Origin of the sequence: Streptomyces oryzae, from assembly GCF_017676365.1 — a bacterium.
Taxonomy (GTDB): Bacteria; Actinomycetota; Actinomycetes; order Streptomycetales; family Streptomycetaceae; genus Streptomyces; species Streptomyces oryzae.
Genome location: NZ_JADKMA010000121.1, coordinates 1 through 22258, shown reverse-complemented (window position 1 = coordinate 22258; position 22258 = coordinate 1). Strand labels below are relative to the sequence as shown.

The window sequence follows — 22258 nt, the reverse complement described above, 5'->3', positions numbered from 1 at the left end:
CCCACTATAGGTGGGCGCATGCCCACTCACAATCGGTTCCGCACTCGCAGCCGCGTTCCGCTGCGGCACCGCTCGACATGCGCCCCGGTGGAAACCGGCGTCGACAGGCTGTACCCGGTCGAGTGAACCGGCAGGTCCTGGCCTGGCTGGCCGCCCGAGACGGCCCCTAGGCTCCGTATGACTGTCAACGCCCGTTATCTCCGCTCGCGTTCGGCTGCGGCCGAGGGCGCCGTTCCGCAACCCTGGTGGATTTCCGTACATGACACTCCTGATGGACCCGCCCGCGGCGAGCGCACCGCCGTCCAGTCGGCTTGCCGACGCACCGCCCCGCCCGCGGTCGGTCCTCCCGGGCCGCCAGCGCTGGGAGGTGGCGGCCGTCCGGGGGCGGCCCAACCTCGCGCGGCTGCTGGAGAGTTCGCTCCAGGCGACGCCGGGGATCGACAGGGCGGAGGTCAGTCCGGTCACCGGCCGCGTACTGCTGTTCCACGAGACGACGCTGAGTTCCCGGGAAGCCGCGCGGCTGCTGGGCGGCACCGTGGCGCAGGTGCTCACGCGGCTCACCGACCAGCCCGGTAACCCGCGGCGCCGGACGCCGCCCGGTGGCCAGCGCGAAGCGTCCGGGCGCGTCCCCCGGCGCACCCCTCGCAGGGCCGACGGCGGCTCGGACGGTGCGCAGCCGGTTGCCGGCGGCGGCTCGGACCGTGCGCAGCCGGTTGCCGACGGAGTGCGGCGCTCCGCCGGCAGCGGCCTCGGCGTCCTCGCGGTCGCGGGTGCGGGGACGGGGGTCGCGCTGGCGCTGGGGGCCGGGAAGCATGTGCTGAGAGTGCTCGCCAAACCCTGGCTGAGTCTCGGTATCTGCGCCGCCGCGACGGCGGCCGTCGTCAGAAACGCCTGGCGACGCTCGAACGCCGCCCGGGCCGCTGCGGGCGCCACCGACGCATCCGGCGCCTCCGAGACCGCCTCCGGCGCCACCCGCCGGCATTTCCTGGCCCGGCTCGTCGGCCGGCGCCGGGGAAAATTCACCCTGGCGGCCGCGCTGTCGGTGCTCGCCCAGGTCACCGAGCTGAGCCTGTTCGCCGCCCTCTCCTACACCGTCACCGCGCTGGCAAGCGGCGGCAGCCAGCAGCTCGCGGGGCTGGGTCTGGTCGGCCTGAAGTCACAGCTGACCGCGCTGGCGGGCGTCATGGGGCTGACGGCCGCAGTCTCGACAGGGCTCTCCTATCTCGCTGCCGGCACCTGGAACCAGCTCGCGAGAAGCGTCGAGAGCGACCTGCGTACCAGCACCTACGCGCATGTACAGCGGCTGTCGACGGCGGATCTGGAGGGTGAGCGGACCAGCCACACCACGCAGGTGCTGACCGAGGACATCAGCAGTCTGGGCGACTTCATCGGGCGCACGCTGCACGAGTCGACGCAGTTGGCAACCTGTTTCGCGGTACTCGCCCCCGCCTTCCTCACGCTCGCTCCGCAACTGGCCTGGCTCGCCTTCGCCCCGATCCCCGTCGTCGCCTGGCTCTCCTTCCGCTCCCAGGAGCGCACGGCCGGCGACCGCGCGGCCTCGGCCGCCGCCCGCTCCCGGCTGCACGCGCGCCTGACCGACAATCTCCAGGCCAATGTCATGGTCAAGGCCGCCTGCACCGAGGAGTACGAGGAGCAGCGCGTCGCCGAGCTGTGCGCGGAGTACGGCGAGGCGAGCAGGAGAACCGACCGCAGCTCCGCACTGCAGGCCCAGTTGGTGCGGCTGTGCGCCTTTGCCGCGGTGCCCGGCGCTGTGCTGCTGGGCGGGAACGCCTTCGTGCGCGGGGAACTGCCCCTGGAGCGCTTCACACCGCTGCTGGACCTGCCCGCGATGACGCTCGCGCGCCTCTACCGGCTCGGCGACTTGACGGAGAGCTACCGCCGCTCCGTCGACGCGTTCGCACGCGTACAGCGGCTCCTCGACCTGCCGACGGAGCCCGCCGAGGGCAGCAGGGAACTGCCCGCCGACGGCGTACGCGGCGAACTCTCGCTGCAGAAGGTCACCTTCGCCTACCCCGGCCGGCCGCCGGCCCTGCGCGACCTGTCGCTGACCATCGCCCCTGGCCGCGTCACCGGCATCGTCGGGGCGACCGGCGCGGGCAAGACGACGATCGCCAAGCTCCTGATGCGCTTCCGCGACCCCACCACGGGCCAAGTGCTGCTCGACGGTGTCGATGTGAGCGAGGTGCCCTTGCACGAACTGCGGAGCGTGATCGGTTACGTGTCGCAGGAGCCGTTCGTCTTCGACGGGACCATCGCGGAGAACATTCGCTACGGCACCTTCGACGCCGACCAGCGGCGCGTGGTCCAGGCCGCCCGCTGCGCCGGGGCCGACTCGTTCATCGAGTCGCTGCCCAACGGCTACGACACGCAGGTCGGCGAGCGTGGCGGGGCCCTCTCCGGCGGCCAGCGGCAGCGCATCGCCCTGGCCCGTACGTTCCTCGCCGACCCGCCTGTCGTCATCCTCGACGAGGCCACCTCGGCGGTCGACAACGAGACCGAGGCCGCCATCCAGCGGAGCCTCGAAGCCTTCGCCCGCAAGCGGACGCTCATCGTCATCGCCCACCGGCTGTCCACCATCCGCAACGCCGACACCATCTACGTCATGGAACGCGGCGGCAGCATCGCCGAATGCGGCACCCACACCGAACTGGTGCAGCGCGGCGGCAGGTACGCGAAGCTGTGGCAGCTCCAGGCCGGGGAGCCGTCGCCCTCCCAGCCCGCCGAACGGGAGGGCCAGCCGCCGACCTGGCTGCGTGCCCTGCCGAGCTGACGCGGGCGCCGCATATGGGCTGAGCCGCAGCCGGGGCCGGGAGCTGGTCGGCTCCCGGCCCCGGCCTTGTGTACTGATCCGCCCGCTACTCCTGGGCGTTCATGGCGCGGGCCAGCGAGGCCGGACGCATGTCGCTCCATGAGCGTTCGACGTATTCCAGGCACTCCTGGCGACCGGCCTCGGGGTGCGCCACGGTCCAGCCGTCGGGAACGTCGAGAAAGGCGGGCCACAGCGAGTGCTGGTTCTCGTCGTTGACGAGGACGAGGTAGGACGCGTCTTCGTCTTCGAACGGGTTGGTGCTGGTGGTCATGTCGGCTCTCCTGGTCGGTGAGATCCGTTGGCGGTCATACACGCTAGCCACCGGTCGAGGTGACGGATCTGCTGAGAGGATTTCTCACCCGATCGAGGAGCGCCGGGCGCGGGGGCGGCGGTTACCGGAAGTCGGCCAGGTGGTCCGTCACCCACTGCCGGTAGGTGAGGGCAGGGCGGCCCAGCAGTTCGGAACTTCCCGGGGCGACGGTTTCCGGGTCGGTTTCCATCGCGGCGTGGGCGTCGAGGATGCCCTCCACGTAGGCGGGCGGCAGACCCGCCGCGAGGAAGTCGGCACGGGCCTCTTCCCGGGAGAGCTTCTCCACGGTGAGGGGGCGGCCGACGACCTCGCCGATGACGGCCACCTGCTCGGCCTGGGTGAGCAGTTCGGGACCGGTGAGTTCGGGCGCCGCCCCCACCAGCTCGTCGGTCAGCAGTGCGCGCACGGCGGCGGTGGCGACGTCGGCCTCGTGCACGAGGGTGCGGGCCGCCTGCGGGTGGGCCAGGCGTACGGGGCCGCCGGCGCGTACCTGCGGCGCCCAGCCCAGGGTGTTGCCCGCGAAGCCGCCGGGGCGCAGCAGGGTCCACTCCACACCGGAGCCGCGGACGCGCCGCTCCAGTGCCGCGTGGGTGCCGAGGATGTCCTCACCGAGCGGTGCGGAGTCGTCGTCGGGTACGCCGCGGGTGGACAGGTAGACGATGCGGCGGACGCCTGCGGCGAGCGCTGTGACGACCTCGGCCGCTCCGTGCGGACCGTCCAGCGGCCACATGAGGAAGGCCCGCTCCACCTCCCCGGTGAGGGCTTCGGTCAGGCTCGCGGGGTTGGTGAGGTCGCCGCGTACGACGTCGACCAGCTCGCCACGTGCTGCTTCGACGGCCTCGGGCAGTGCGGCGGTCCGCGGGTCGCGGACGAGGACGCGGACGGGGACGCCCGCCGCCACGAGCTGTGCCGCCACCTGTCCGCCGACCTTGCCCGTCGCTCCGGTTACCAGAATCACGGCATGCTCCTTCATGTGCGTTGCTGCGGCTGTCCCATGGGTGGGTGCGCCGTGGTGATCACACCCTGCAAGTTGAAGCGGGGTTCAAGTCAACTCGGCGCAGCCCCGCGCTCGCCCCACCCCGATGGCCGCTCCCCCGTTGCCCGGCAGCGCCCGCGCGGGCGAGGCTGGGCGCATGGCCGACCAGCAGCAGCTCGACATCTCCGACAACACCGGCGAGAGCCGCTTCGAGGCCCGGATCGGTGGCACCCTCGCCGGGGTGGCGCAGTACCTCCGCGCCCCCGGCGTCATCGCTGTGACGCACACGGAGGTCGAGCCGGAGTACGAGGGCCGGGGAATCGGCGGCGCCCTCTCGCACCACATCCTGGAGACGGCCCAGGAGGCGGGCGAGAAGGTCGCCCCGATCTGCCCGTTCTTCGCGAACTACATCCGCAGACACCCGGACTACCAGCCACTGGTCTACGAGAAGCAGGGCGAGTGACCTCTGGCCGTGCCCCGAAGGGGCGGTACCCCTAAGCCAGCTCCGGAAGGACCTCCGCCCCGTACGCGTCGACGACGTCCTCCCGCGCATCGTGCATGGCGTAGAGCGCGAACTGGTCGACGCCGAGCTCCGCGAGCTCCCGCAGCCGGGCCACATGCGCGGGGGCCGGGCCCAGCAGACAGAACCGGTCGACGATGTCGTCGGGCACGAACGCGGTGTCGGGGTTGCCGGCCCGCCCGTGGTGCGCGTAGTCGTAGCCGCCACGTTCCTTGATGTACGAGGTCAGCGCCGCCGGTACGGCGTCGGAGTGTTCGCCGTAGCGCGCGACGAGGTCCGCGACGTGGTTGCCGACCATGCCGCCGAACCAGCGGCACTGCTCCCGGGCGTGCGCGAGCGCTTCCGGGGTGTCCTCGCACACATACGCGGGCGCGGCCACACAGATGGTGACCCCGGCCGGGTCCCGTCCCGCCTGCACCGCGGCCTCCCGCACGGCACCCACCATCCACGCGGTCAGCAGCGGATCGGCGAGCTGGAGGATGAAGCCGTCCGCCTCCCGGCCCGCGAGCGCCAGCGCGCGGGGCCCGTAGGCGGCCATCCACACCGGCAGCCGCCCGTCGCGCACCCACGGCAGCCGCAGCGGGGTGCCGTCCACCATGGCCTCACGGCCCTCGGCCAGCTCGCGGATGGCCCGCATGGCCTCGCCGAGCCTGGCCAGGGTGGTGGGCGGGCGCCCGGCGACCCGCATCGCCGAGTCGCCGCGCCCGATCCCGCACACGGTGCGGTTGCCGTACATCTCGTTGAGGGTGGCGAACGTGGAGGCGGTGACCTCCCAGGAGCGGGTGCCGGGGTTGGTGACCATCGGCCCGACGACCAGCCGTTCCGTCTCGGCGAGGATCCGGCTGTGGATGACGTACGGCTCCTGCCACAGCACCGGCGAGTCGAACGTCCAGCCGTACCGGAAGCCGTTGTGCTCGGCACGCCGCATCAGCGCGACGGTCGCGGCGCCGGGGGGATCCGTCTGGGCGACGAGTCCGAAGTCCATTGGCATGCCCCTTATGAGTCCGTGTCTGTACCTGTGTCGCTGTCCATACCTTTATCCGGATTCGGGGTCGGTGTTCAGCCGAGAAGCTGGCAGAGGCCGCGCGGGACGTACTGACCGTGGCCGGCCCGGCCCGCGTAGCTGCCGCGTTCCACCACCGGCTCGCCGCGGGAGAGCACGGTCTCGACGCGGCCGGTGATCCGCTTGCCCTCGTAGGCGGAGTAGTCGACGTTCATGTGGTGCGTCTCGGCGGAGAGGGTCTGCTGCGCTTCCGGGTCGTAGATGACCAGGTCCGCGTCGGCGCCGGGCGCCAGGGTGCCCTTCTTCGGGTAGAGGCCGAACATCCGTGCCGGAGTGGCACAGGCGAGGTCGATCCAGCGGCGCCGGGTCAGCTGCCCGTCGACCACGGCCTGGTGGAGCAGGTCCATCCGGTGCTCGACGCCCGGCATCCCGTTGGGGATCTTGGAGAAGTCGCCGCGGCCCAGCTCCTTCTGGCCGGTGAAGCAGAAGGGGCAGTGGTCCGTTGAGACGACCTGGAGGTCGTCGGTGCGCAGCGCCCGCCACAGCGCCGCCTGGTGCTCACGGGGCCGCAGCGGGGTGCTGCACACGTACTTGGCGCCGCCGAAGTCGGGCTCGGCGAGGTTGTCGGTGCTCAGATAGAGGTACTGCGGGCAGGTCTCGCCGAAGACGGGCAGATCCATGCCGCGGGCGGTGGCGAGCTGTTCGACGGCCTCGCTCGCCGAGACATGTACGACGTACAGCGGCGAGCCCGCGACCCGGGCCAGCTGGATGGCGCGGTGGGTGGCCTCGGCCTCCAGCAGCGCCTTGCGGACCTCGCCGTGGTGGCGCGGGTCGGTGCGGCCGGCGGCGAGGGCCTGTTCGACCAGGACGTCGATGGCGATGCCGTTCTCGGCGTGCATCATCGTCAGCCCGCCGTTGGCCGCGGTGCGCTGCATGGCACGGAGGATCTGGCCGTCGTCGCTGTAGAAGACGCCCGGGTAGGCCATGAACATCTTGAACGAGGTCACGCCCTCCTCGACCAGCGCGTCCATCTCCTTGAGCGTGCCGTCGTTCACGTCGGAGAGGATCATGTGGAAGGCGTAGTCGACGGCGCACCGGCCCTCGGCCTTGGCGTGCCACTGGTCCAGCCCCTCGCGCAGGGCGTGGCCCTTGGTCTGGACGGCGAAGTCGACGATGGTCGTGGTACCGCCCCAGGCGGCGGCGCGGGTGCCGGTCTCGAAGTCGTCGCTGGAGAAGGTGCCGCCGAACGGGAAGTCCATGTGGGTGTGCGCGTCGACGCCGCCGGGGACGACGTACCTGCCGGTGGCGTCCAGGGTGCGGTCGGCGGTGAACGACGCTGCTGCGGCGCTGTTCCGGGCGGCCACTGCGGCGATGCGGCCGTCCTCTATGAGGACGTCCGCGGGCATTTCCTCGGCGGCGGTGATGACGAGGCCGCCCTTGATCAGGGTCGTGGTCATACGGTTGCCCTCCTGAGTGCATCTTGCTTACTCGGCATGGGGGCTGCGCTTGCCCACCCTGCGCCTGGGGCACCTCCCGGCCGGAGGCTGGGGGAGCAGACTGCCCAAGCGCTGCGGGGAACAATCAGGGGCGCGGGGAACTGCGCGAGCGGCCACGACGAAACCCGCAGGCTCTCGACGACAGCCAGGGGCAGCCCCTCAAAAAGCCCTGTCGGCGGCGCGCAGCGCGCGCTCCAGCACGGCGGCGCCCTCCTCGGCCTCGGCGACGGTCAGGGTGAGCGGCGGCGCGATCCGCAACACGCTCGAGGTGGAGTGACCGCCTCCCTTGCCGATGAGGACACCGCCTTCGCGCGCAGCTTCCAGCACCAGCGAGGCCGCCTCAGCCGACGGCGTATCCGTTCCGGGCACCACCAGTTCGACCCCTGCCATCAGCCCGCGCCCACGCACCTCGCGGACCACACCGAGCCCGGACGCCGCGGCGCGCAGCCGCTCCAGCAGCAGGCCGCCGACGCGGCGCGCATTGCTCTGGAGGTCGTGTTCGAGCAGGTAGGAGAGGTTGGCGTTGGCCGCCGCCATGGTGACCGGGCTGCCGCCGAAGGTGGAGATGGAGTTGGCGTCCAGGCAGTTCATGATCTCGGCACGGGCCACGACGCCGCCGATGGACATCCCGTTGCCGATGCCCTTGGCGAAGGTGAGCATGTCGGGCGGGCCCGCTGATGCGTGTGCCTGCCAGCCCCAGAAGTGGTCGCCGGTCCTGCCCCAGCCGGTCTGCACCTCGTCGCTGATCCACAGGATGCCGTGCTGCCGGAGGACTTCGCGGAAGGCGGCGTAGAGCCCGTCGGGCGGCGAGGTGAAGCCGCCGACGCCCTGCACGGGCTCGGCGATCAGCGCCGCCACGTCAGCGCGTGCCTGGCCGAGCATGTCCGCCAGGTCGGCGACGCAGGCTTCGATGAACTCCGCGTCGTCCAGGTGCGCGAACGGGCCGCGGCTGCGGACGCCACCGTGTACGTACAGGGTCTGGAGGGGCGAGAGGGAGGTGGGCGACCAGGAGCGGTTGCCGGTGATGCCGACGGTGGAGAAGGAGCGGCCGTGATAGCTGTTGCGCATCGCCAGCACCTGGTTGGACCGGCGGTAGGTGGTGGCCAGCAGCAGCGCGGCGTCGTTGGCCTCGGTACCCGAAGTGGTGAAGAAGACCCGTGCGTCAGGGATGCCGGAGAGCGCGGCAATGCGCTCGGCGAGCTCCACCATGGGGCGGTTGAGGTAGAGGGTGGAGGTGTGCAGGACGCGCCCGGCCTGCTCGGCGACGGCCTTGATGACCTCGGGCAGCGCGTGCGCGGTCATCGTGGTGAGGATGCCGCCGAAGAAGTCCAGATAGCGGCGCCCTTCGGCGTCCCAGACATGCCGCCCCTCGCCGTGCGTGAGCTCCAGCGGCTCGGCGTAGTAGAGCGCCAGCCAGTCGGGGAGTACGGCGCGGTGCCGGTCGTGCAGTGCGCGGTGGACGCCGGATGGGCTGCCGGTTCCGGCTCCGGGGTTCGTCGTCGGCTCCGGTCCCTGGCTGCTCACGGCTGCACCAGCCCTTCGTACGCGTCCGGCCGCCGGTCCCGGTAGAAGGCCCACTGCTGCCGTACCTGGTCGATCATCCCCAGGTCCAGGTCGCGGACGACCAGTTCCTCCTCCTTGTCCGAGGCGACGTCGCCGACGAACTGGCCGCGCGGGTCCACGAAGTAGCTCGTCCCGTAGAAGTCGTTGTCGCCCAGCTCCTCGGTACCGACGCGGTTGATGGCGGCGACGAAGTACTCGTTGGCGACCGCGGCGGCGGGTTGTTCGAGCTGCCACAGATAGGCGGAGAGGCCGCGCGAGGTGGCGGAGGGGTTGTAGACGAGCTGCGCGCCGGCCAGCCCCAGCGCCCGCCAGCCCTCGGGGAAGTGCCGGTCGTAGCAGATGTAGACGCCGACCTTGCCGACGGCGGTGTCGAACACCGGCCAGCCCAGGTTGCCCGGGCGGAAGTAGAACTTCTCCCAGAACCCCTTGACCTGCGGAATGTGGTGTTTGCGGTACGTGCCCAGCACCGTGCCGTCGGCGTCGATGACGGCGGCGGTGTTGTAGTAGAAGCCCGAGCCGTCGATCTCGAAGACCGGGGAGACGATGACCATTCCGGTCTCCCGTGCCAGCTCCTGCATCCGCCGGGTGGTGGGGCCGTCCGGGACCGGCTCGGCCCAGCGGTAGTGCTCGGGATCCTGGACCTGGCAGAAGTAGGGGGCGTTGAAGACCTCCTGGAAACCGATGACCTTCGCGCCCTGGCGAGCGGCCTCGCGGGCGTGCTCCTCGTGTTTGGCGATCATCGACTCGGTGTCGCCTGTCCAGGTCGCCTGAACCAGCGCGGCACGTACAAGGTCGGGCATGAGCAGCTCCTTCACGAGGATTTCTCTCGGGCGGCAGCCTGTTCGACACGCGTAGATATACGTGAGGTTGAGACCGTAAGTCCCCTCTGCGCCCGTGACAAGAACCCGTGCGGGGCGGCGAGTGGGATCCCGCACCGGGCGAATGCGCGGCGCGGCTTTACTGGTCCGTAACCTACTGACGGGTTACCCCCGGTAGCCCAACGCGCCTACTCTCCAGTCACTTTCACCCCCACCCCTGGGTCACCCTCGACAACTGGAGCTGCGCATGCGCCCCTCCCCCACCTCAGGGCACGTTCGTACGGCTGCCGTCCTGCTCTCCGGAACCCTCGCCGCCACGGGTCTCGCCGCCGCCCCGGCCGCGACGGCGCAGCCCGCCGCTCCAGCGGCATCCGCCACCGCGGGCGTGGACTTCGTGGACATCGAGGGCGACGGCGGCATCACCCTCAAGGCCAACGTCTTCCTCCCCGAGGGCGCGAGCACTCAGCCGTCCCGCGCGTACCCGCTGATCGTGCTGCCCACCAGCTGGGCCAGCCCGCAGATCGAATACCTCGCGCAGGCCAAGAAGCTCGCCGACTCCGGCTATGTGGTGGTCAGTTACAACTCCCGCGGCTTCTGGCAGTCCGGCGGGCAGATCGAGACCGCCGGGCCCAAGGATGTCGCCGACGCCTCCCGGGTGATCGACTGGGCGCTGGCCCACACCCCCGCCGACAAGGACCGGATCGGCATGGGCGGTGTCTCCTACGGCGCCGGGATCAGCCTGCTGGCGGCCGGGCACGACCCGCGGATCAAAGCCGTCACCGCGCTCAGCGGCTGGGCCGACCTGATCGGCGCCATCTACAGCGGCCGCACCCAGCACCTCCAGGCGGCCGGACTGCTCGGCGCCTCCGGCGAACTGACGGGGCGGCCGAGCCCCGAACTGCGGGAGATCATGAAGAACTTCCTCTCCTCCAACCTGGACAAGGAGGACGAGATGATCGCGTGGGGCAAGAAGCGCTCCCCCGCCACCTACCTCGACAAGATCAACGACAACGGCGCCGCCATCATGCTCGGCAACGCCTGGAACGACTCGATCTTCCCGCCCAACCAGTACGCCGACTTCTACGAGAAACTGCGCGGGCCCAAGCGGCTGGAGTTCCGCCCTGGCGACCACGCCACCGCCGAGGCGACCGGACTGCTCGGGCTCCCCAACGACACCTGGTCGCACGCGCACCGCTGGTTCGACCGCTACCTCAAGGGCGAGCACAACGGCATCGACACCGAGGCGCCCGTCCAGCTCAAGTCCCGTCCCCAAGCTCTCGGCTCCGCTCGAGCAGGGGAGACCCCAACCGCTGGCGGCTACGAGGGCTACCGGAGCTGGCGTGACGTGCCCTCCGGCAGCCGCACCGTGTCACTCGGCGGGACCGAGGAGCTGGCCACCGGCAGGAACTCCGGAGCCGACGGCGGCACCATCTTCCTGACCGGCATCCTCGACCAGTTCCTCAAGCTGCCGCCGCTCGTATCCGTACCGCTGCTGCCCCGCTCCCGCGCTGCCGTGTGGCAGTCCGAACGGTACGCGGAGGACACCCGGGTGCGCGGCACGGCGAAGCTGCACACGACGGTGACCAGCGACAAGGAGAGCGGCACCTATTACGTCTACCTCTACGACGTCGGCCCGCTGGGCACCGGCAAGCTCATCAGCCACGCGCCCCACACCTTCCACGGCCGCACCCCCGGCAAGCCGTTCCCCGTGGACCTCGAGCTGTTCTCCACCGCGTACGACATGCCCAAGGGCCACCGGCTCGCCGTCGTCATCGACACCGTGGATCCGCTGTACGCGGAGTACAACCCGTCCGGCGCGCATCTGACGTTCTCCTCGCCGAAGGGGGACCCGTCACGCGTGATGGTGCCGACGAGGGGCTGAGGCAAGCGCAGCAAGGGGAAGGGGGCCGCCTCACTCGGAGCCGGCCCGGCGGTAGACGCGCGGGGCACCATCCGGCTCCCGCACAGAAGAAACGCGGAGCTCGTCATCGCCGGCCGCGCTGATCATCAGCGACGTGGCGGAGCCGGCACAGCTCGGGCCCGAAGCCGACTCCACCACCTCGTCGGGCCCGTACAGCAGGGTCTCCCCGTCAGCGCCGCCGAGCGTGTGCTCCCACTCGCAGCTGTCGCCCGCGTAGTCGCCGCTCACCCGCACCGTGGCGGTGCCGACCCGGCCGCGGTGGATGGTGAGCGTCCGCTCCTCGCCCTGGGGGTTGGTCCCCTTCCACTCCCCCGCCATCCGCGCGGGCACCGGGGCTGCCGGATCGCCCACCTTCCGCAGTGTCGCCGAGAGTGAGCTGTCCGGGTAGACCCAGGAGAGGGTGCCGTCGGTACGGAGCTTCAGCGTCTGCTCCTTGTACGGGGAGCACGGCCTGGACGCGGGGTGGCTGTCGGTGATCCGGCTGGTGACCCGCAGCCCCTGGTCACCCCCGTCGAACGCCACCAGCGTCGCCTCGCCCTCGCACATCATGTCGGCACGCACGTTGACGGTCCTGGCGATGACCTCGCCCTCCTCGCCCTGGCGGATCTCGAACCGCCGGGTGACCGTGGAGCCGTCGGCGTCCTGGACGCTGCCCTGCCAGGCGCCCAGATAGCCCTTGGGCAGCGCGCCGCCGGGTGCCGGGCTGCTGATGTCCTTGGGCGACGGCTTCTTGGAGGTGTCGCTGTCGGCTCCGGGTGACGACTTCGCCTGGGGGCCTGACTGCTTGGCGTCATCGCCGCTGCTGTCGTAAAGGCGCAGCGCGACGAAGGTGCCCACGCCGGAGACCAGTGCCAGTACGACGCCGAGCGCCCCGAGCACCATCCCGCGCCGGTGCCGGCGTTCAGGGCCGGCCGCGGCAGCCGCGGGGCCGTGCAGCGCGTACGCCGGGTGCGCACCGGGCCCGCCCTGTGGCGCCGGCGGGCTGGGGGGCGGCGGCAACTGGCCGGAGGTCGGGGCGTGCTGCGCCGCTGCGTCGGTGACCGTCATCATGCCGTGCATCTCCGGGCCGCCGGGAGCGGGCGGCGGAGGCGGCAGCGGCTGTTCGCCGGAGCGTTCCGCGGATTCCGCGGACGTGCCGGTGCCCTCCGGAGGAGTCTCCGATCCCGCACCCTCCGCAAGGGCCTCGGCGCCGGGAAGGGAGGGCTCGGCGCCGGGGCGCGGCGGGAGCGCGGGGGCCTCGGCCGCGCGCTCCGCGGCTGCCCGGGCGCCGGGGACCTCCGCGTCCAGCAGCCGCGCGGCGTGCCTGCCGAGCTGGGCGACCAGGCTGCCCGGCAGCCAGGGCTCGGCGGCCTCGGAGCCGGAAGCACCGGGCCCGGGCTCGTCCTCCGGGTCCGCCGTACGCTCCAGGATCTCCGTCAACTCCGGCCGCTCGGCGCCGTCTTTGGCCAGACACCCGGCGACCAGTTCCCGCAACTCCTCGGGAACGTCCTCCAGATCGGGCTCCTCCTGGGCGATGCGGTACATCTGCACATGCCCGGCGACGCCGGTGCGCTCGAAGGGGGCGCGTCCGGTCGCGGCGAAGGTCAGCACGGAACCGAGGGAGAAGATGTCGCTGGCCTCGGTCACCCGGTCGCCGCGTACCTGCTCGGGCGACATGAAACCGGGCGAGCCGACGACGGCGCCGGTGCGGGTCAGTTGGGCGTCCGCGACGGTCTCCAGAGCGCGTGCGATGCCGAAGTCGATGACGCGCGGCCCGTCGATGGTGACCAGGATGTTCGACGGTTTCACATCGCGGTGCACCAGCCCGGCCTCGTGGATGGCGCCGAGCGCCCGGGCGAGCCGGTTGGCGAGGATGCGCAGCGTACGGACCGGCAGCGGGGTCGCGCGGCCCGCGACCGCCTCGTACAGCGTGATGCCCGGTATGTAGCCGGTGGCCAGCCACGGCGGGTCCGCCTCGGTGTCCGCGTCCAGCACCGGAGCCGTCCACTCGCCGCCGACCCGGCGCGCCGCGCCGACCTCCTGCTCGAAGCGGTTCCGGAACTCGGCGTCCTCGGCGAGCTCCCGCCGCACCAGCTTCACGGCCACGGTCCGGCCGCGCGGGGACTGGGCGAGGTACACGCTGCCCATCCCGCCCTCGCCGAGCCGGCCCAGCAGCCGGTAGTCGCCGATGCGTTCAGGGTCGTCCGCACGCAGGGACTTCATGCCCTCTCCCCCGGTCCGTTCGGCCGCCATGGGCCGCAAGTCAGCTGATGCAGAGCGATCGTACGGCCTGTGATCAGGCGGCAACCACGTGCGGTACGGACCGACCGGCCGCGCTCCGCCCTCCCCCGCTCCATTTCGACAGCCCAACTCACAAGCCGGCCCTGTCGAATTCGTACGGTCGAAGTATGGCCGACAGGACCGCGGACGTAGCCGCACCGACGGCCGCCAGGTGGTCGCGCTAGCCCTGTTCCCGGTGCTCTTCGATGCCGGTGCGGACGTGGGCCAGGAAGCGGCGCACCGCGGCCAGTTCGGCGGGCGGCATGGTCTCCACCTCGCCGACCACGTGGTCGATCAGGGGGCCGAAGAACGACCGGCCCAGAGCGGTCGCCCGTTCGTCCACCTCCAGGAGGACGCGGCGCCCGTCGTGCGGGTCGCGCAGGCGGCGCACGTGGCCCAGGCGTTCCAGCCGGTCGATGAGGGAGGTGGTGCCCGCCGAGTTGAGGCCGAGCGCGGCGCCGAGCCGGCCGGGGGTGACCGCGGTGCCGGAGCGGGCGGCGTCGAGCAGCTGGATCAGGGCACGCAGATCGGTGGGGTGCAGCCCGTTGCGACGGGCGAAGTCCGCGGCGAGCAGGTCGAGTTCGACGGTGACGGCGCGGAGCTGGTGCACCACATCCAGGCCGGGACCCGGCTCCTCGGGGGCGGTGCCGCGTGGGTGGTCGGCGGGGGGCATACGTCCGATACTATCTCGCTCAGCGAGAGAAATTCGGAGGCTCCGCCATGCCTGCCACTCCAGACGCCGCCCCGCCCGCCGCCGGCCCCCGGTTCCGTGCCGCCTACGACGCCGTGCTCGACCACTGGCCCCGCGGCACCGAGCACCTCACCCTCACCTCCCGGCACGGCACCACCCATGTGCTGACCTGCGGCCCGGCGGACGCCCCGCCGCTGTTGCTGCTGCACGGCGGAGGCACCACGGCCGCCGGGTGGGTCGCCCTCGCGCCCCGGCTGGCCCGCACCCGGCGCGTCCACGCCGTCGACCGCACCGGGGAACCGGGCCGCAGCGAGCCCGGCGCACACCCGCCGCGCTCGGTGGCGGAGTTGCTGGAGTGGCTGACGGGTGTGTGCGAGGGGCTCGGCGTGCCGCGGGCCGATGTGTGCGGGCACTCGTACGGCGGCTGGCTCGCCCTGACCTTCGCGCTGCACGCCCCCGACCGGGTACGCAGGCTGGCGCTGCTCGACCCCACGCAGTGCTTCGCGGGGTTCAGCCCGCGCTACCTGCTGCGTGCCCTGCCGCTGCTGACCCGCCCGACGGCGGCCCGGGCCCTGGCCTTCCTCGACTGGGAGACCGGCACCCCAGGCAGCACGGAGCACGACCCCGGCACCGTGGCCTGGCGCGAACTGTACGCCGCAGCCGCCGAGTTCCCGCAGCAGAAGCCGGTCACCGGCCCCCGCCCGAAGCCTGCGGCGCTGCGCGAACTTGCCGTCCCGGCACTGGTCCTGCTCGCCGGCGCGAGCCGGGCGCACGACGTACGCCGCGTCGAGGCGCATGCCCGCCAGTGGGTGCCGCAGATCGCGACGGCGACCGTGCCGGGGGTCTCGCACCATGCGATGCCGTATCTGCGGGCTGAGGAGACCGGCGCGCTGGTGGCGGACTTTCTCGGCTGAGCGACTGGCCGGGCCCGCCCGGCGGTTGGGGCGGGCCCGGCTCACGGTGCGCTCTGTCGCCGTCAGTCTCCCGTCGGCCGGACGACCATCGCGGAGCCGCCGCCGCGGCGCTCAGGTTCGGCCGCGGCACGCCAGCGTCCGTCGCCCAGTGACTGCACACCGGTGGCGGCGCCGATCTCCGGGTTCTGTTTGAACGAGTGGCCCAGCGCCTCCAGTTGGCGACGGACCTCGCTGTCCATCAGCTTCGGCTCGGCCTCCGTCCGCACGGCGTTGCGCTGACTGGCGCGGGGTGCGGCGATGGCGTCGAGCAGTGGCATCCCGCGGTCGAGATGGTTGGTGAGCGTCTGCAGCGCCGTCGTGATGATCGTCGCGCCGCCTGGCGAGCCCAGCGCCAGCACCGGCTTGCCGTGCTTCAGTACGATCGTCGGCGACATCGAGGAGCGCGGCCGCTTCCCCGGGCCCGGCAGGTTCGGGTCGTGGACGCCGGGCGAGACGGGCACGAAGGAGAAGTCGGTCAGCTCGTTGTTGAGCAGGAAACCGCGTCCGGGAACGGTGATGCCGCTGCCGCCCGTCTGCTCGATGGTGAGGGTGTACGCGGCGACGTTCCCCCACTTGTCGGCGACGGTGAGGTGGGTGGTGCTCTGCCCCTCGTACGGAGTGGGTGCCGCCTGGTCGTCGTCGCCGTGCTCGCACTCCTCCGGGTCGCGCGGATCGCCTGGTGCGACCGGGCTCTCCAGGACCTTGTCGTCCTTGATCAGACACTCCCGGGAGTCCGCGAACCGCTGCGAGGTCAGCCCCTCGGTCGGTACGTCCTCCTGCGCCGGGTCGCCCACCCAGCGGCCCCGGTCGGCGAACGCTATCCTGCTCGCCTCCAGATAGCGGTGCAGATACTCCTTCTTGCTGAGAGAGCCCAGATCGCTGCGTTCGAGGATGTTGAGCGCCTCGGCGACGGTGGTGCCGCCGGAGGAGGAGGGCGCCATGCCGTACACGTCCAGGCCCCGGTAGTCGGTGCGGGTCGGCTGCTGGGACAGCGCCCGGTAAGCGCGCAGGTCCTTCGCCGTCATGTCGCCGGGCCGCACGGTGCGGTCTGCGCCGTTGGCCACCGGGGGCTTGCGCACCGTCCGTACGATGTCGCGGCCCAGCTCGCCGCGGTAGAGCGCCTTGGTGCCCTTGTGGGAGAGCTCCTGGTAAGTGCGGGCCAGGTCGGGGTTCTTGAGGGTGGAGCCGACCTCGGGCAGCTTGCCGCCGGGCAGGAACAGATCGGCGGTCGCGGGGAAGTCGCGGAAGCGGTCCTCGTTCTGCGCGGTCTGCTTGCGGAACGTCTCATCGACCGTGAAGCCGCGCTTCGCCAGCTTGGTGGCGGGCCGCAGGGCCTGGGCGAGCGACTTGTTGCCGTAGGCGCGCAGCGCCTTCTCCCAAGTGGCCGGGGTGCCCGGGGTGCCGACTGCGAGACCGCTGGTGACCGCCTCGTCGAACGGGATGGCCTTGCCGTCCTCGGTGAACAGGTTCTTGTCCGCGCTCAGCGGTGCCGTCTCACGGCCGTCGATGGTGTGCACCTTGTGGCTGGCCGCGTCGTAGTAGACGAAGTACCCGCCGCCGCCCACGCCCGCCGAGTACGGCTCGGTCACGCCGAGGGCCGCGGCCGTCGCCACGGCAGCGTCCGCTGCGCTGCCGCCGTTCTTGAGCACCTCGATACCGGCCGCCGAGGCGTCGGCGTCCACGCTGGAGACGGCGCCCCCGTAGCCGGTGGCCACCGGGGACTTGGCGGGAGAGGTCCCGCTTCCCGCGCCGCGCTCCCCCGCCGTGTGTGCGGGTGCGGCCCCCATGACCCCGGCCACCACGGCCCCGGTGCCCAGTACGGCGATGAAGCGGCGTGCTGCGCGCAGATGTCGAGAGGGGCTGCCCCTGCCCGACGTCCGCGATCTGCCCGTCCTTTGTGGTTGTGCGCGCAGTTCCCCGCGCCCCTTGGGAGGCGTGTCCCTCTCGCTTGGCATCATCCGCGCAGCGTAATGCGGTTGACGCGGATGCGTCAGCACCTATCAGCGGGGAGGAAATGCACTCACCCGGTCGGGCCGCTTCGCCCGTGAGGGCCTACGCTGCCGCGTCATGGACGAGAACCTGCGGGAGATCGTGCTCGGTCTGGTCGCCGCCGCGATCACGGCATCGGCGGGCTGGCTGGCCCGTACCTCTGTGTGGCGCCGCAAACTCCGCCGCAAGCAGCGCTTCTTCGGCATGCCGGAGAACTCCGCGTGCCTGCTGGTGGTCAACAAGGACCCCGGCATCGGCGAGTGGACGGTGGCACCGAACGACGTGTTCGCGCTGCTGGAGCTGTCCGCGCTGATCAAGGAGTGCGGCGCACGGGCCGAGGTCGTCGCGCACGACGGCGCACGGCAGGGCTTCGGCGAACGCACGGAGTTCTGCCTGGGCGGCCCGTCGTCGAACCAGCGGACGGCCGCGCATCTCAGGTCGCTGCTGCCGGGGTTCTCGGTGCTCACGGACGGGGAGCGCCCGGGGGTCTTCGCCGTCGGCGAGGAGCGCTACCGCTCGGAGAAGGGCGCCGTCGAACACGTACTGCTGGCGCGGCTCACCGGGGGCCGGGACCGGGCCGAAGCGCGTCCCGTCTTTCTCATATGCGGCCAGCGGTCCATCACCAACCAGGCCGCCGCGCGGTATCTGGTGCGCCACAATGCGCGGCTGGCCCGGCAGCACGGGCGGAACGGGCAGTTCTGCCTGCTGCTGAAAGTCGTCAACTCCGAGGCGTACGGACCCGACGTGGTCGAGCTGGTGGCCGATGTGACCCGCGCGGCGACGACAGCGCCGGACTGAGCGAGCGTCACATCCGGGTACCCGGCATGGTGGGTGCCGCCTCGGCCCGGCCCACGGGGACGGCCTCGTTCTTGAGGTTGCCGCGCTCCCGGCGAGCGACCCAGTTGGCGAACCACGACAGCAGCATGCACAGCCCGATGTAGACCGCGGAGATCACGATCACCACGGGGATGAACGGCATGGTGTAGTCCATGTTGATGGCGATCAGCCGCCCCGCGTGCAGGAACTCCTCGTAGGTGATCAGGAAGCCGAGCGAGGTGTCCTTCAGCGCGACGACCAGCTGGCTGATGATCGTCGGCAGCATGGCCCGTACCGCCTGCGGCACCAGCACATACGTCATGACCTGCGTCTTGCGCATCCCGAGCGCGTACGCGGCCTCCCGCTGGCCCCGGTCGACGGAGACCACGCCGGAGCGGAAGACCTCGGCGAGCACGGAGCCGTTGTAGAGGGTCAGCCCGGTCACCAGGGCCGGCAGCGGCTGCACCTCCAGGGCGACGAAGACGAAGAAGATCATGACCAGCACCGGCATGGCCCGGAAGAACTCCACCAGCAGCGTGCTCACCCACCGCACCGGCCGGTGCTCGGACAGCCGTCCGGTGGCCAGCACGGCACCCAGCGCCAGCGCCAGGACGGCGGCGAGCGCGAACGCCTTCAGGGTGTTGCCGAGGCCGCGCAGCAGCAGCTCCTGTACGCCCACGTAACCGAACGGCCGCCACTTGACGTAGGCGAACTGCCCGGTGTCGACAAGGAGATGAATCACCCATGCCACCAGCGCGAGGAGGGCGAGCGCTGCGACGATCCCGTAGACCAGGTGCCTGGCCCGCGCCCTGGGCCCGGGGATGTCGTAGAGCGCCGAGGGCGCGTCCTGTCCGGTGCGCGGCGCTCGCTTCGGGCTCAGCGCGGTGAGGCTCATCGGGCCACCCCCCAGCGCCGTTCCATCGCGTGGAAGAGGGCGCTGATCGTCAGCGTCAGGATCAGATAGCCCACCGCGATCCACACGAAGCTCCAGATGACGCTGTAGCCGTTCTCGCTGAGCGTCTTGTAGGTGCTCAGCAGCTCGACGACGCTGAACGAGCCGGCGATCGCGGAGTTCTTGGTGAGCGCGATCAACGTGGAGCCGATCGGCGCGATCACGCTGCGGAACGCCTGCGGCAGCACCACCGCGCCCAGCGTCTGGCCGAAGGTCATGCCCAGGCTGCGGGCCGCCTCGCCCTGGCCGACCGGCACGGTGTTGATCCCGGAGCGCACCGCCTCGCAGATGAACGCGGAGGTGTAGCAGCCCAGCGCCAGCACCGCGAACAGCTCGAACGGCAGCGCGACACCGAAGCGGGGCAGTCCCAGCAGCATCGCGAAGAACAGCAGCGTCAGCGGGGTGTTGCGCAGCACCGTCACCCACGCGGTTCCCACCACGCGCAGGGCCCGCACCGGCGCCACCCGGAACCCCGCCATCACCACACCCACCCCGAGCGCCAGCAGCGAGGAGTAGACGGTGAGCTTGACGGTGCCCCAGAAGCCCTCGCCGTAGAGGGAGAAGTTCTGTGTCAGTACGTCCATGGAGCCGTTCGCTCTCCTCTCAGCGCGTCAGCGCCGGGTCGACGCGGGGCGGCTTCGGGGCCGGGCGGCCGGAGAGGCCGAGGGTGACCTGGTAGGCCCGCTTCCAGTCGCCGTCCTTCTCGCGTGCGGTGATCGCCTCGTCCAGCGCCCTGGCCAGCGCGCGGTCCTGGCGGGGGACACCGATGCCGTACGGCTCCTTCGAGAACGCCTTGCCGACGACCTTCAGCGCTCCGGGGTCCTTGGCGGCGTAGCCCAGCAGGATGGTGTCGTCCGTGGTGACCGCGTCGACCTGGTTGTTGAGGAGGTTGTCGACGCAGATGGCGTAGCTGTCGTAGGCGACCGCTTCGGCACGCGGGTAGTCCGACTGGATCCGCTGGAGCGGGGTGGAGCCGACGGCGGAGCAGATCTTCCTGCCCGCCATGTCCTGCGGCCCCCTCAGCCGCTTCTCGTCCTTGCGCACCAGCAGCCGCTGCCCGGCGATGTAGTAGGGCCCGGCGAAGCCGACCAGTTTCTTGCGGCCCTCGTTGATGGTGTAGGTGCCGACGTAGTAGTCGATCTGGCCGTTCTGCAGGGCTGTCTCGCGGTTGGCCGAGGCGATGGCCTTGTACTCGATCTGCCTGCCCGGAGCGAAGCCCAGCGAGGCGGCCATCATTTTGGCGATCTCCACGTCGAAGCCCGTGAACGTGCCAGTGGCCGGGTTCTTCTCGCCCATGCCCGGCTGGTCCTCCTTGACGCCGACGATCAGCTTTCCGCGCTCACGGGCGCTCTTCCAGGTGGGCGAGGAGGGGAGGGAGAAGCTCGTGTCCACCGCGTAGTGCGGCAGCTTGCCGGGCTGCGGACCGCGCGCGGGCGGGCTGCCGGCGGCCCCGCACGCTGCGGTGCCCAGCAGCAGCGCGGCGGCCAGCGCACGGCCGAGCACGGCGACGACGCGGTGCGGCGGATGCGGAGCAGGTGTACGCACGACCGGCCCCTCTCAGTGCTTGAGGATCTTGGAGAGGAAGTCCTGGGCGCGCTCGCTGCGGGGCGCGGTGAAGAACTCTTCCGGTGAGCGGTCCTCGACGATGCGGCCGTCGGCCATGAACACCACGCGGTTGGCCGCCGAGCGCGCGAAGCCCATCTCGTGGGTGACGACGACCATCGTCATACCGTCCCGGGCCAGCTGCTGCATGACCTCGAGGACCTCACTGATCATCTCCGGGTCGAGTGCCGAGGTCGGCTCGTCGAACAGCAGCGCCTGCGGGTCCATGGCCAGCGCCCGCGCGATGGCCACCCGCTGCTGCTGGCCGCCGGACAACTGCGCCGGGTATTTCTGCGCGTGCTCGACGAGACCGACCCTGCGCAGCAGCTCATGGGCCTGTGCGTGGGCCTCGTCCTTCCTCTTGCGGCGCACCTTGACGGGCGCGAGCGCCACATTGGCCAGCACGGTCTTGTGCGCGAAGAGGTTGAAGGACTGGAAGACCATGCCCACTTCGGTACGCAGCCGGGCCAGCTCCCGGCCCTCCGCGGGAAGGGGCTGCCCCGCCAGGGTGATGGTGCCGGAACCGATGGTCTCGAGCCGGTTGATGGTGCGGCACAGGGTCGACTTGCCGGAGCCCGAGGGACCGATGACGACGACAACCTCACCGCGGCCGACCGTGAGATCGATGTCTTTGAGCACGTGCAGAGCGCCGTAGTGCTTGTTGACTCCGCGCAGCTCGATCAGCGGTTCCATAGGAAGGGGAAGCTATCGGGCCGAATGGGTCATTACCGGGATGACACGCAGGACGGGTGCATCCACCGGGCGGCGTACCGTCGGACCACCTGCCGCCGCCCTCGCACCGTCAGTCCTCGCTGACCTCCGCGTACGCCTGGGACAGCTCCGGCGAGCCCGTCTCGGCCCAGGCGCCGCCCTCCTCCAGCACATCCACCTCCCGCCCGGACGGCAGCCGCACCACAGGCTGGCCGTCCGGCCACCGCGTCCACCGGGCACCGGGTACGGCCCGCACCATCACCGTGCCCAGATAGAGCCCGGCGTCGGTGCCGAGCCACGGGGTGACCTCCGGGTCCTCCCGCCAGTGCGGGAGCAGTTGGTCCAGCGCGGCCAAGGACTCCACGGAGTCGTCGAGTTCGACCCCGGCGGCACGCGCGTGCCCGCGCAGCAGTTCGCACTCGGAGAGAAGCTGCGCCGCGCCCCCCGCCTCGTCCAACAGCTGATCCGTCGGTGCAGCCGCCCCTTCGGCATCCGGGTGGGGCTTGCGCCAGTTGTCCAGAAAGGGGAAGTCCATGCCCATCAGCGTGGCATTCTCACGCCCGTGGGCACCATAGGCGCGCTGCTTGAAGGGCCCGTTCCGGTTTGAGCTGCCGGACACCTTGACGACGCGTCAGGGCCTCTCTAACTTCACCCCGCCTCGGTGGAATCCGGGGAGCACACAAGGCTGTTGGAGTCCCACGAGAGGGCATCACGTGCGCAGACGTACCTGGATCAGATCCCTCACCGTTCTGGTGGCCGCCGTATCCGCGACCGCACCGACCCTGGCGGCGACCGCAACCGCGCAGGACCGCACCCAGCTCACAGCGCAGCCCGCCACAACCCCCGCT

The 22258-nt window shown here is 71.4% G+C and carries 19 protein-coding genes; 5 read left to right on the top strand and 14 right to left on the bottom strand.

Annotation, left to right across the window (positions count from 1 at the left end; translation table 11 throughout):
* The first annotated feature begins 259 nt into the window (after positions 1-259).
* Positions 260-2791, top strand: a complete 2532-nt coding sequence (locus ITI46_RS22020) for an ABC transporter ATP-binding protein/permease (protein ID WP_247746386.1) — start codon at positions 260-262, stop codon at positions 2789-2791.
* Positions 2792-2876: 85 nt separating this feature from the next.
* Here ITI46_RS22020 and ITI46_RS22015 read toward each other — a convergent pair whose 3' ends face one another.
* Positions 2877-3101: an MbtH family protein gene (locus ITI46_RS22015; RefSeq protein WP_209241426.1), complete on the bottom strand. Its 225-nt coding sequence runs from the start codon at positions 3099-3101 to the stop codon at positions 2877-2879.
* 121 nt (positions 3102-3222) lie between these two features.
* Positions 3223-4098, bottom strand: coding sequence for an NAD(P)H-binding protein (locus ITI46_RS22010; protein ID WP_209241425.1), 876 nt, complete (start codon positions 4096-4098; stop codon positions 3223-3225).
* 175 nt (positions 4099-4273) lie between these two features.
* On the opposite strand from ITI46_RS22010, the gene ITI46_RS22005 reads away from it, so the two are divergent.
* Complete coding sequence (locus ITI46_RS22005) at positions 4274-4579, top strand: GNAT family N-acetyltransferase (RefSeq protein ID WP_209241424.1); 306 nt, start codon at positions 4274-4276, stop codon at positions 4577-4579.
* Between the two features lie 31 nt (positions 4580-4610).
* Here the strand turns inward: ITI46_RS22005 and ITI46_RS22000 are convergent, their stop codons facing one another.
* From ITI46_RS22000 to ITI46_RS21985, 4 genes are all read right to left on the bottom strand, one after another.
* Complete coding sequence (locus tag ITI46_RS22000; RefSeq protein ID WP_209241423.1) at positions 4611-5621, bottom strand: TIGR03842 family LLM class F420-dependent oxidoreductase; 1011 nt, start codon at positions 5619-5621, stop codon at positions 4611-4613.
* Positions 5622-5695: 74 nt separating this feature from the next.
* Positions 5696-7096 carry a dihydropyrimidinase gene (gene hydA / locus ITI46_RS21995; protein ID WP_209241422.1) on the bottom strand — a complete coding sequence of 467 codons (1401 nt, stop codon included), beginning with the start codon at positions 7094-7096 and terminating at the stop codon, positions 5696-5698.
* 198 nt (positions 7097-7294) lie between these two features.
* Entirely contained in the window at positions 7295-8584 is a 1290-nt protein-coding gene (locus ITI46_RS21990) for an aspartate aminotransferase family protein (RefSeq protein ID WP_209241429.1), read from the bottom strand.
* 71 nt (positions 8585-8655) lie between these two features.
* A complete protein-coding gene (locus ITI46_RS21985; protein ID WP_209241421.1) occupies positions 8656-9498 on the bottom strand; it encodes a nitrilase-related carbon-nitrogen hydrolase in 843 nt (280 codons plus the stop codon).
* Between the two features lie 265 nt (positions 9499-9763).
* On the opposite strand from ITI46_RS21985, the gene ITI46_RS21980 reads away from it, so the two are divergent.
* A complete protein-coding gene (locus tag ITI46_RS21980) occupies positions 9764-11398 on the top strand; it encodes a CocE/NonD family hydrolase (protein WP_209241420.1) in 1635 nt (544 codons plus the stop codon).
* Positions 11399-11428: 30 nt separating this feature from the next.
* On the opposite strand, the gene ITI46_RS34950 is transcribed toward ITI46_RS21980, so the two are convergent.
* Positions 11429-13639: a serine/threonine-protein kinase gene (locus ITI46_RS34950; RefSeq protein ID WP_247746384.1), complete on the bottom strand. Its 2211-nt coding sequence runs from the start codon at positions 13637-13639 to the stop codon at positions 11429-11431.
* Between the two features lie 238 nt (positions 13640-13877).
* Positions 13878-14369: a MarR family winged helix-turn-helix transcriptional regulator gene (locus ITI46_RS21970; protein WP_209241419.1), complete on the bottom strand. Its 492-nt coding sequence runs from the start codon at positions 14367-14369 to the stop codon at positions 13878-13880.
* 47 nt (positions 14370-14416) lie between these two features.
* Between ITI46_RS21970 and ITI46_RS21965 the strand changes: the two genes are divergently transcribed.
* Positions 14417-15301 carry an alpha/beta fold hydrolase gene (locus tag ITI46_RS21965; protein ID WP_209241418.1) on the top strand — a complete coding sequence of 295 codons (885 nt, stop codon included), beginning with the start codon at positions 14417-14419 and terminating at the stop codon, positions 15299-15301.
* Positions 15302-15363: 62 nt separating this feature from the next.
* Here the strand turns inward: ITI46_RS21965 and ggt are convergent, their stop codons facing one another.
* Complete coding sequence (gene ggt / locus ITI46_RS21960; RefSeq protein WP_209241417.1) at positions 15364-17127, bottom strand: gamma-glutamyltransferase; 1764 nt, start codon at positions 17125-17127, stop codon at positions 15364-15366.
* Positions 17128-17407: 280 nt separating this feature from the next.
* Between ggt and ITI46_RS21955 the strand changes: the two genes are divergently transcribed.
* Entirely contained in the window at positions 17408-18127 is a 720-nt protein-coding gene (locus tag ITI46_RS21955; RefSeq protein WP_209241416.1) for a hypothetical protein, read from the top strand.
* Positions 18128-18134: 7 nt separating this feature from the next.
* On the opposite strand, the gene ITI46_RS21950 is transcribed toward ITI46_RS21955, so the two are convergent.
* The 5 genes from ITI46_RS21950 to ITI46_RS21930 all read right to left on the bottom strand — a co-directional run bounded on the left by ITI46_RS21950 (position 18135) and on the right by ITI46_RS21930 (position 21945).
* The gene (locus tag ITI46_RS21950; protein WP_209241415.1) at positions 18135-19040 is read right to left on the bottom strand and encodes an amino acid ABC transporter permease; all 906 of its coding nucleotides are present in this window, start codon (positions 19038-19040) and stop codon (positions 18135-18137) included.
* A complete protein-coding gene (locus ITI46_RS21945; protein ID WP_209241414.1) occupies positions 19037-19681 on the bottom strand; it encodes an amino acid ABC transporter permease in 645 nt (214 codons plus the stop codon). Before ITI46_RS21945 ends, ITI46_RS21950 begins: the two co-directional genes overlap by 4 nt.
* A gap of 19 nt (positions 19682-19700) precedes the next feature.
* Positions 19701-20642: a glutamate ABC transporter substrate-binding protein gene (locus tag ITI46_RS21940; RefSeq protein ID WP_372452033.1), complete on the bottom strand. Its 942-nt coding sequence runs from the start codon at positions 20640-20642 to the stop codon at positions 19701-19703.
* Positions 20643-20654: 12 nt separating this feature from the next.
* Entirely contained in the window at positions 20655-21392 is a 738-nt protein-coding gene (locus ITI46_RS21935; RefSeq protein ID WP_280634808.1) for an amino acid ABC transporter ATP-binding protein, read from the bottom strand.
* Positions 21393-21501: 109 nt separating this feature from the next.
* Positions 21502-21945 (bottom strand): DUF6278 family protein, encoded by a 444-nt coding sequence (locus ITI46_RS21930; RefSeq protein ID WP_209241413.1) that lies wholly within the window; start codon positions 21943-21945, stop codon positions 21502-21504.
* Between the last annotated feature and the right edge of the window lie 313 nt (positions 21946-22258).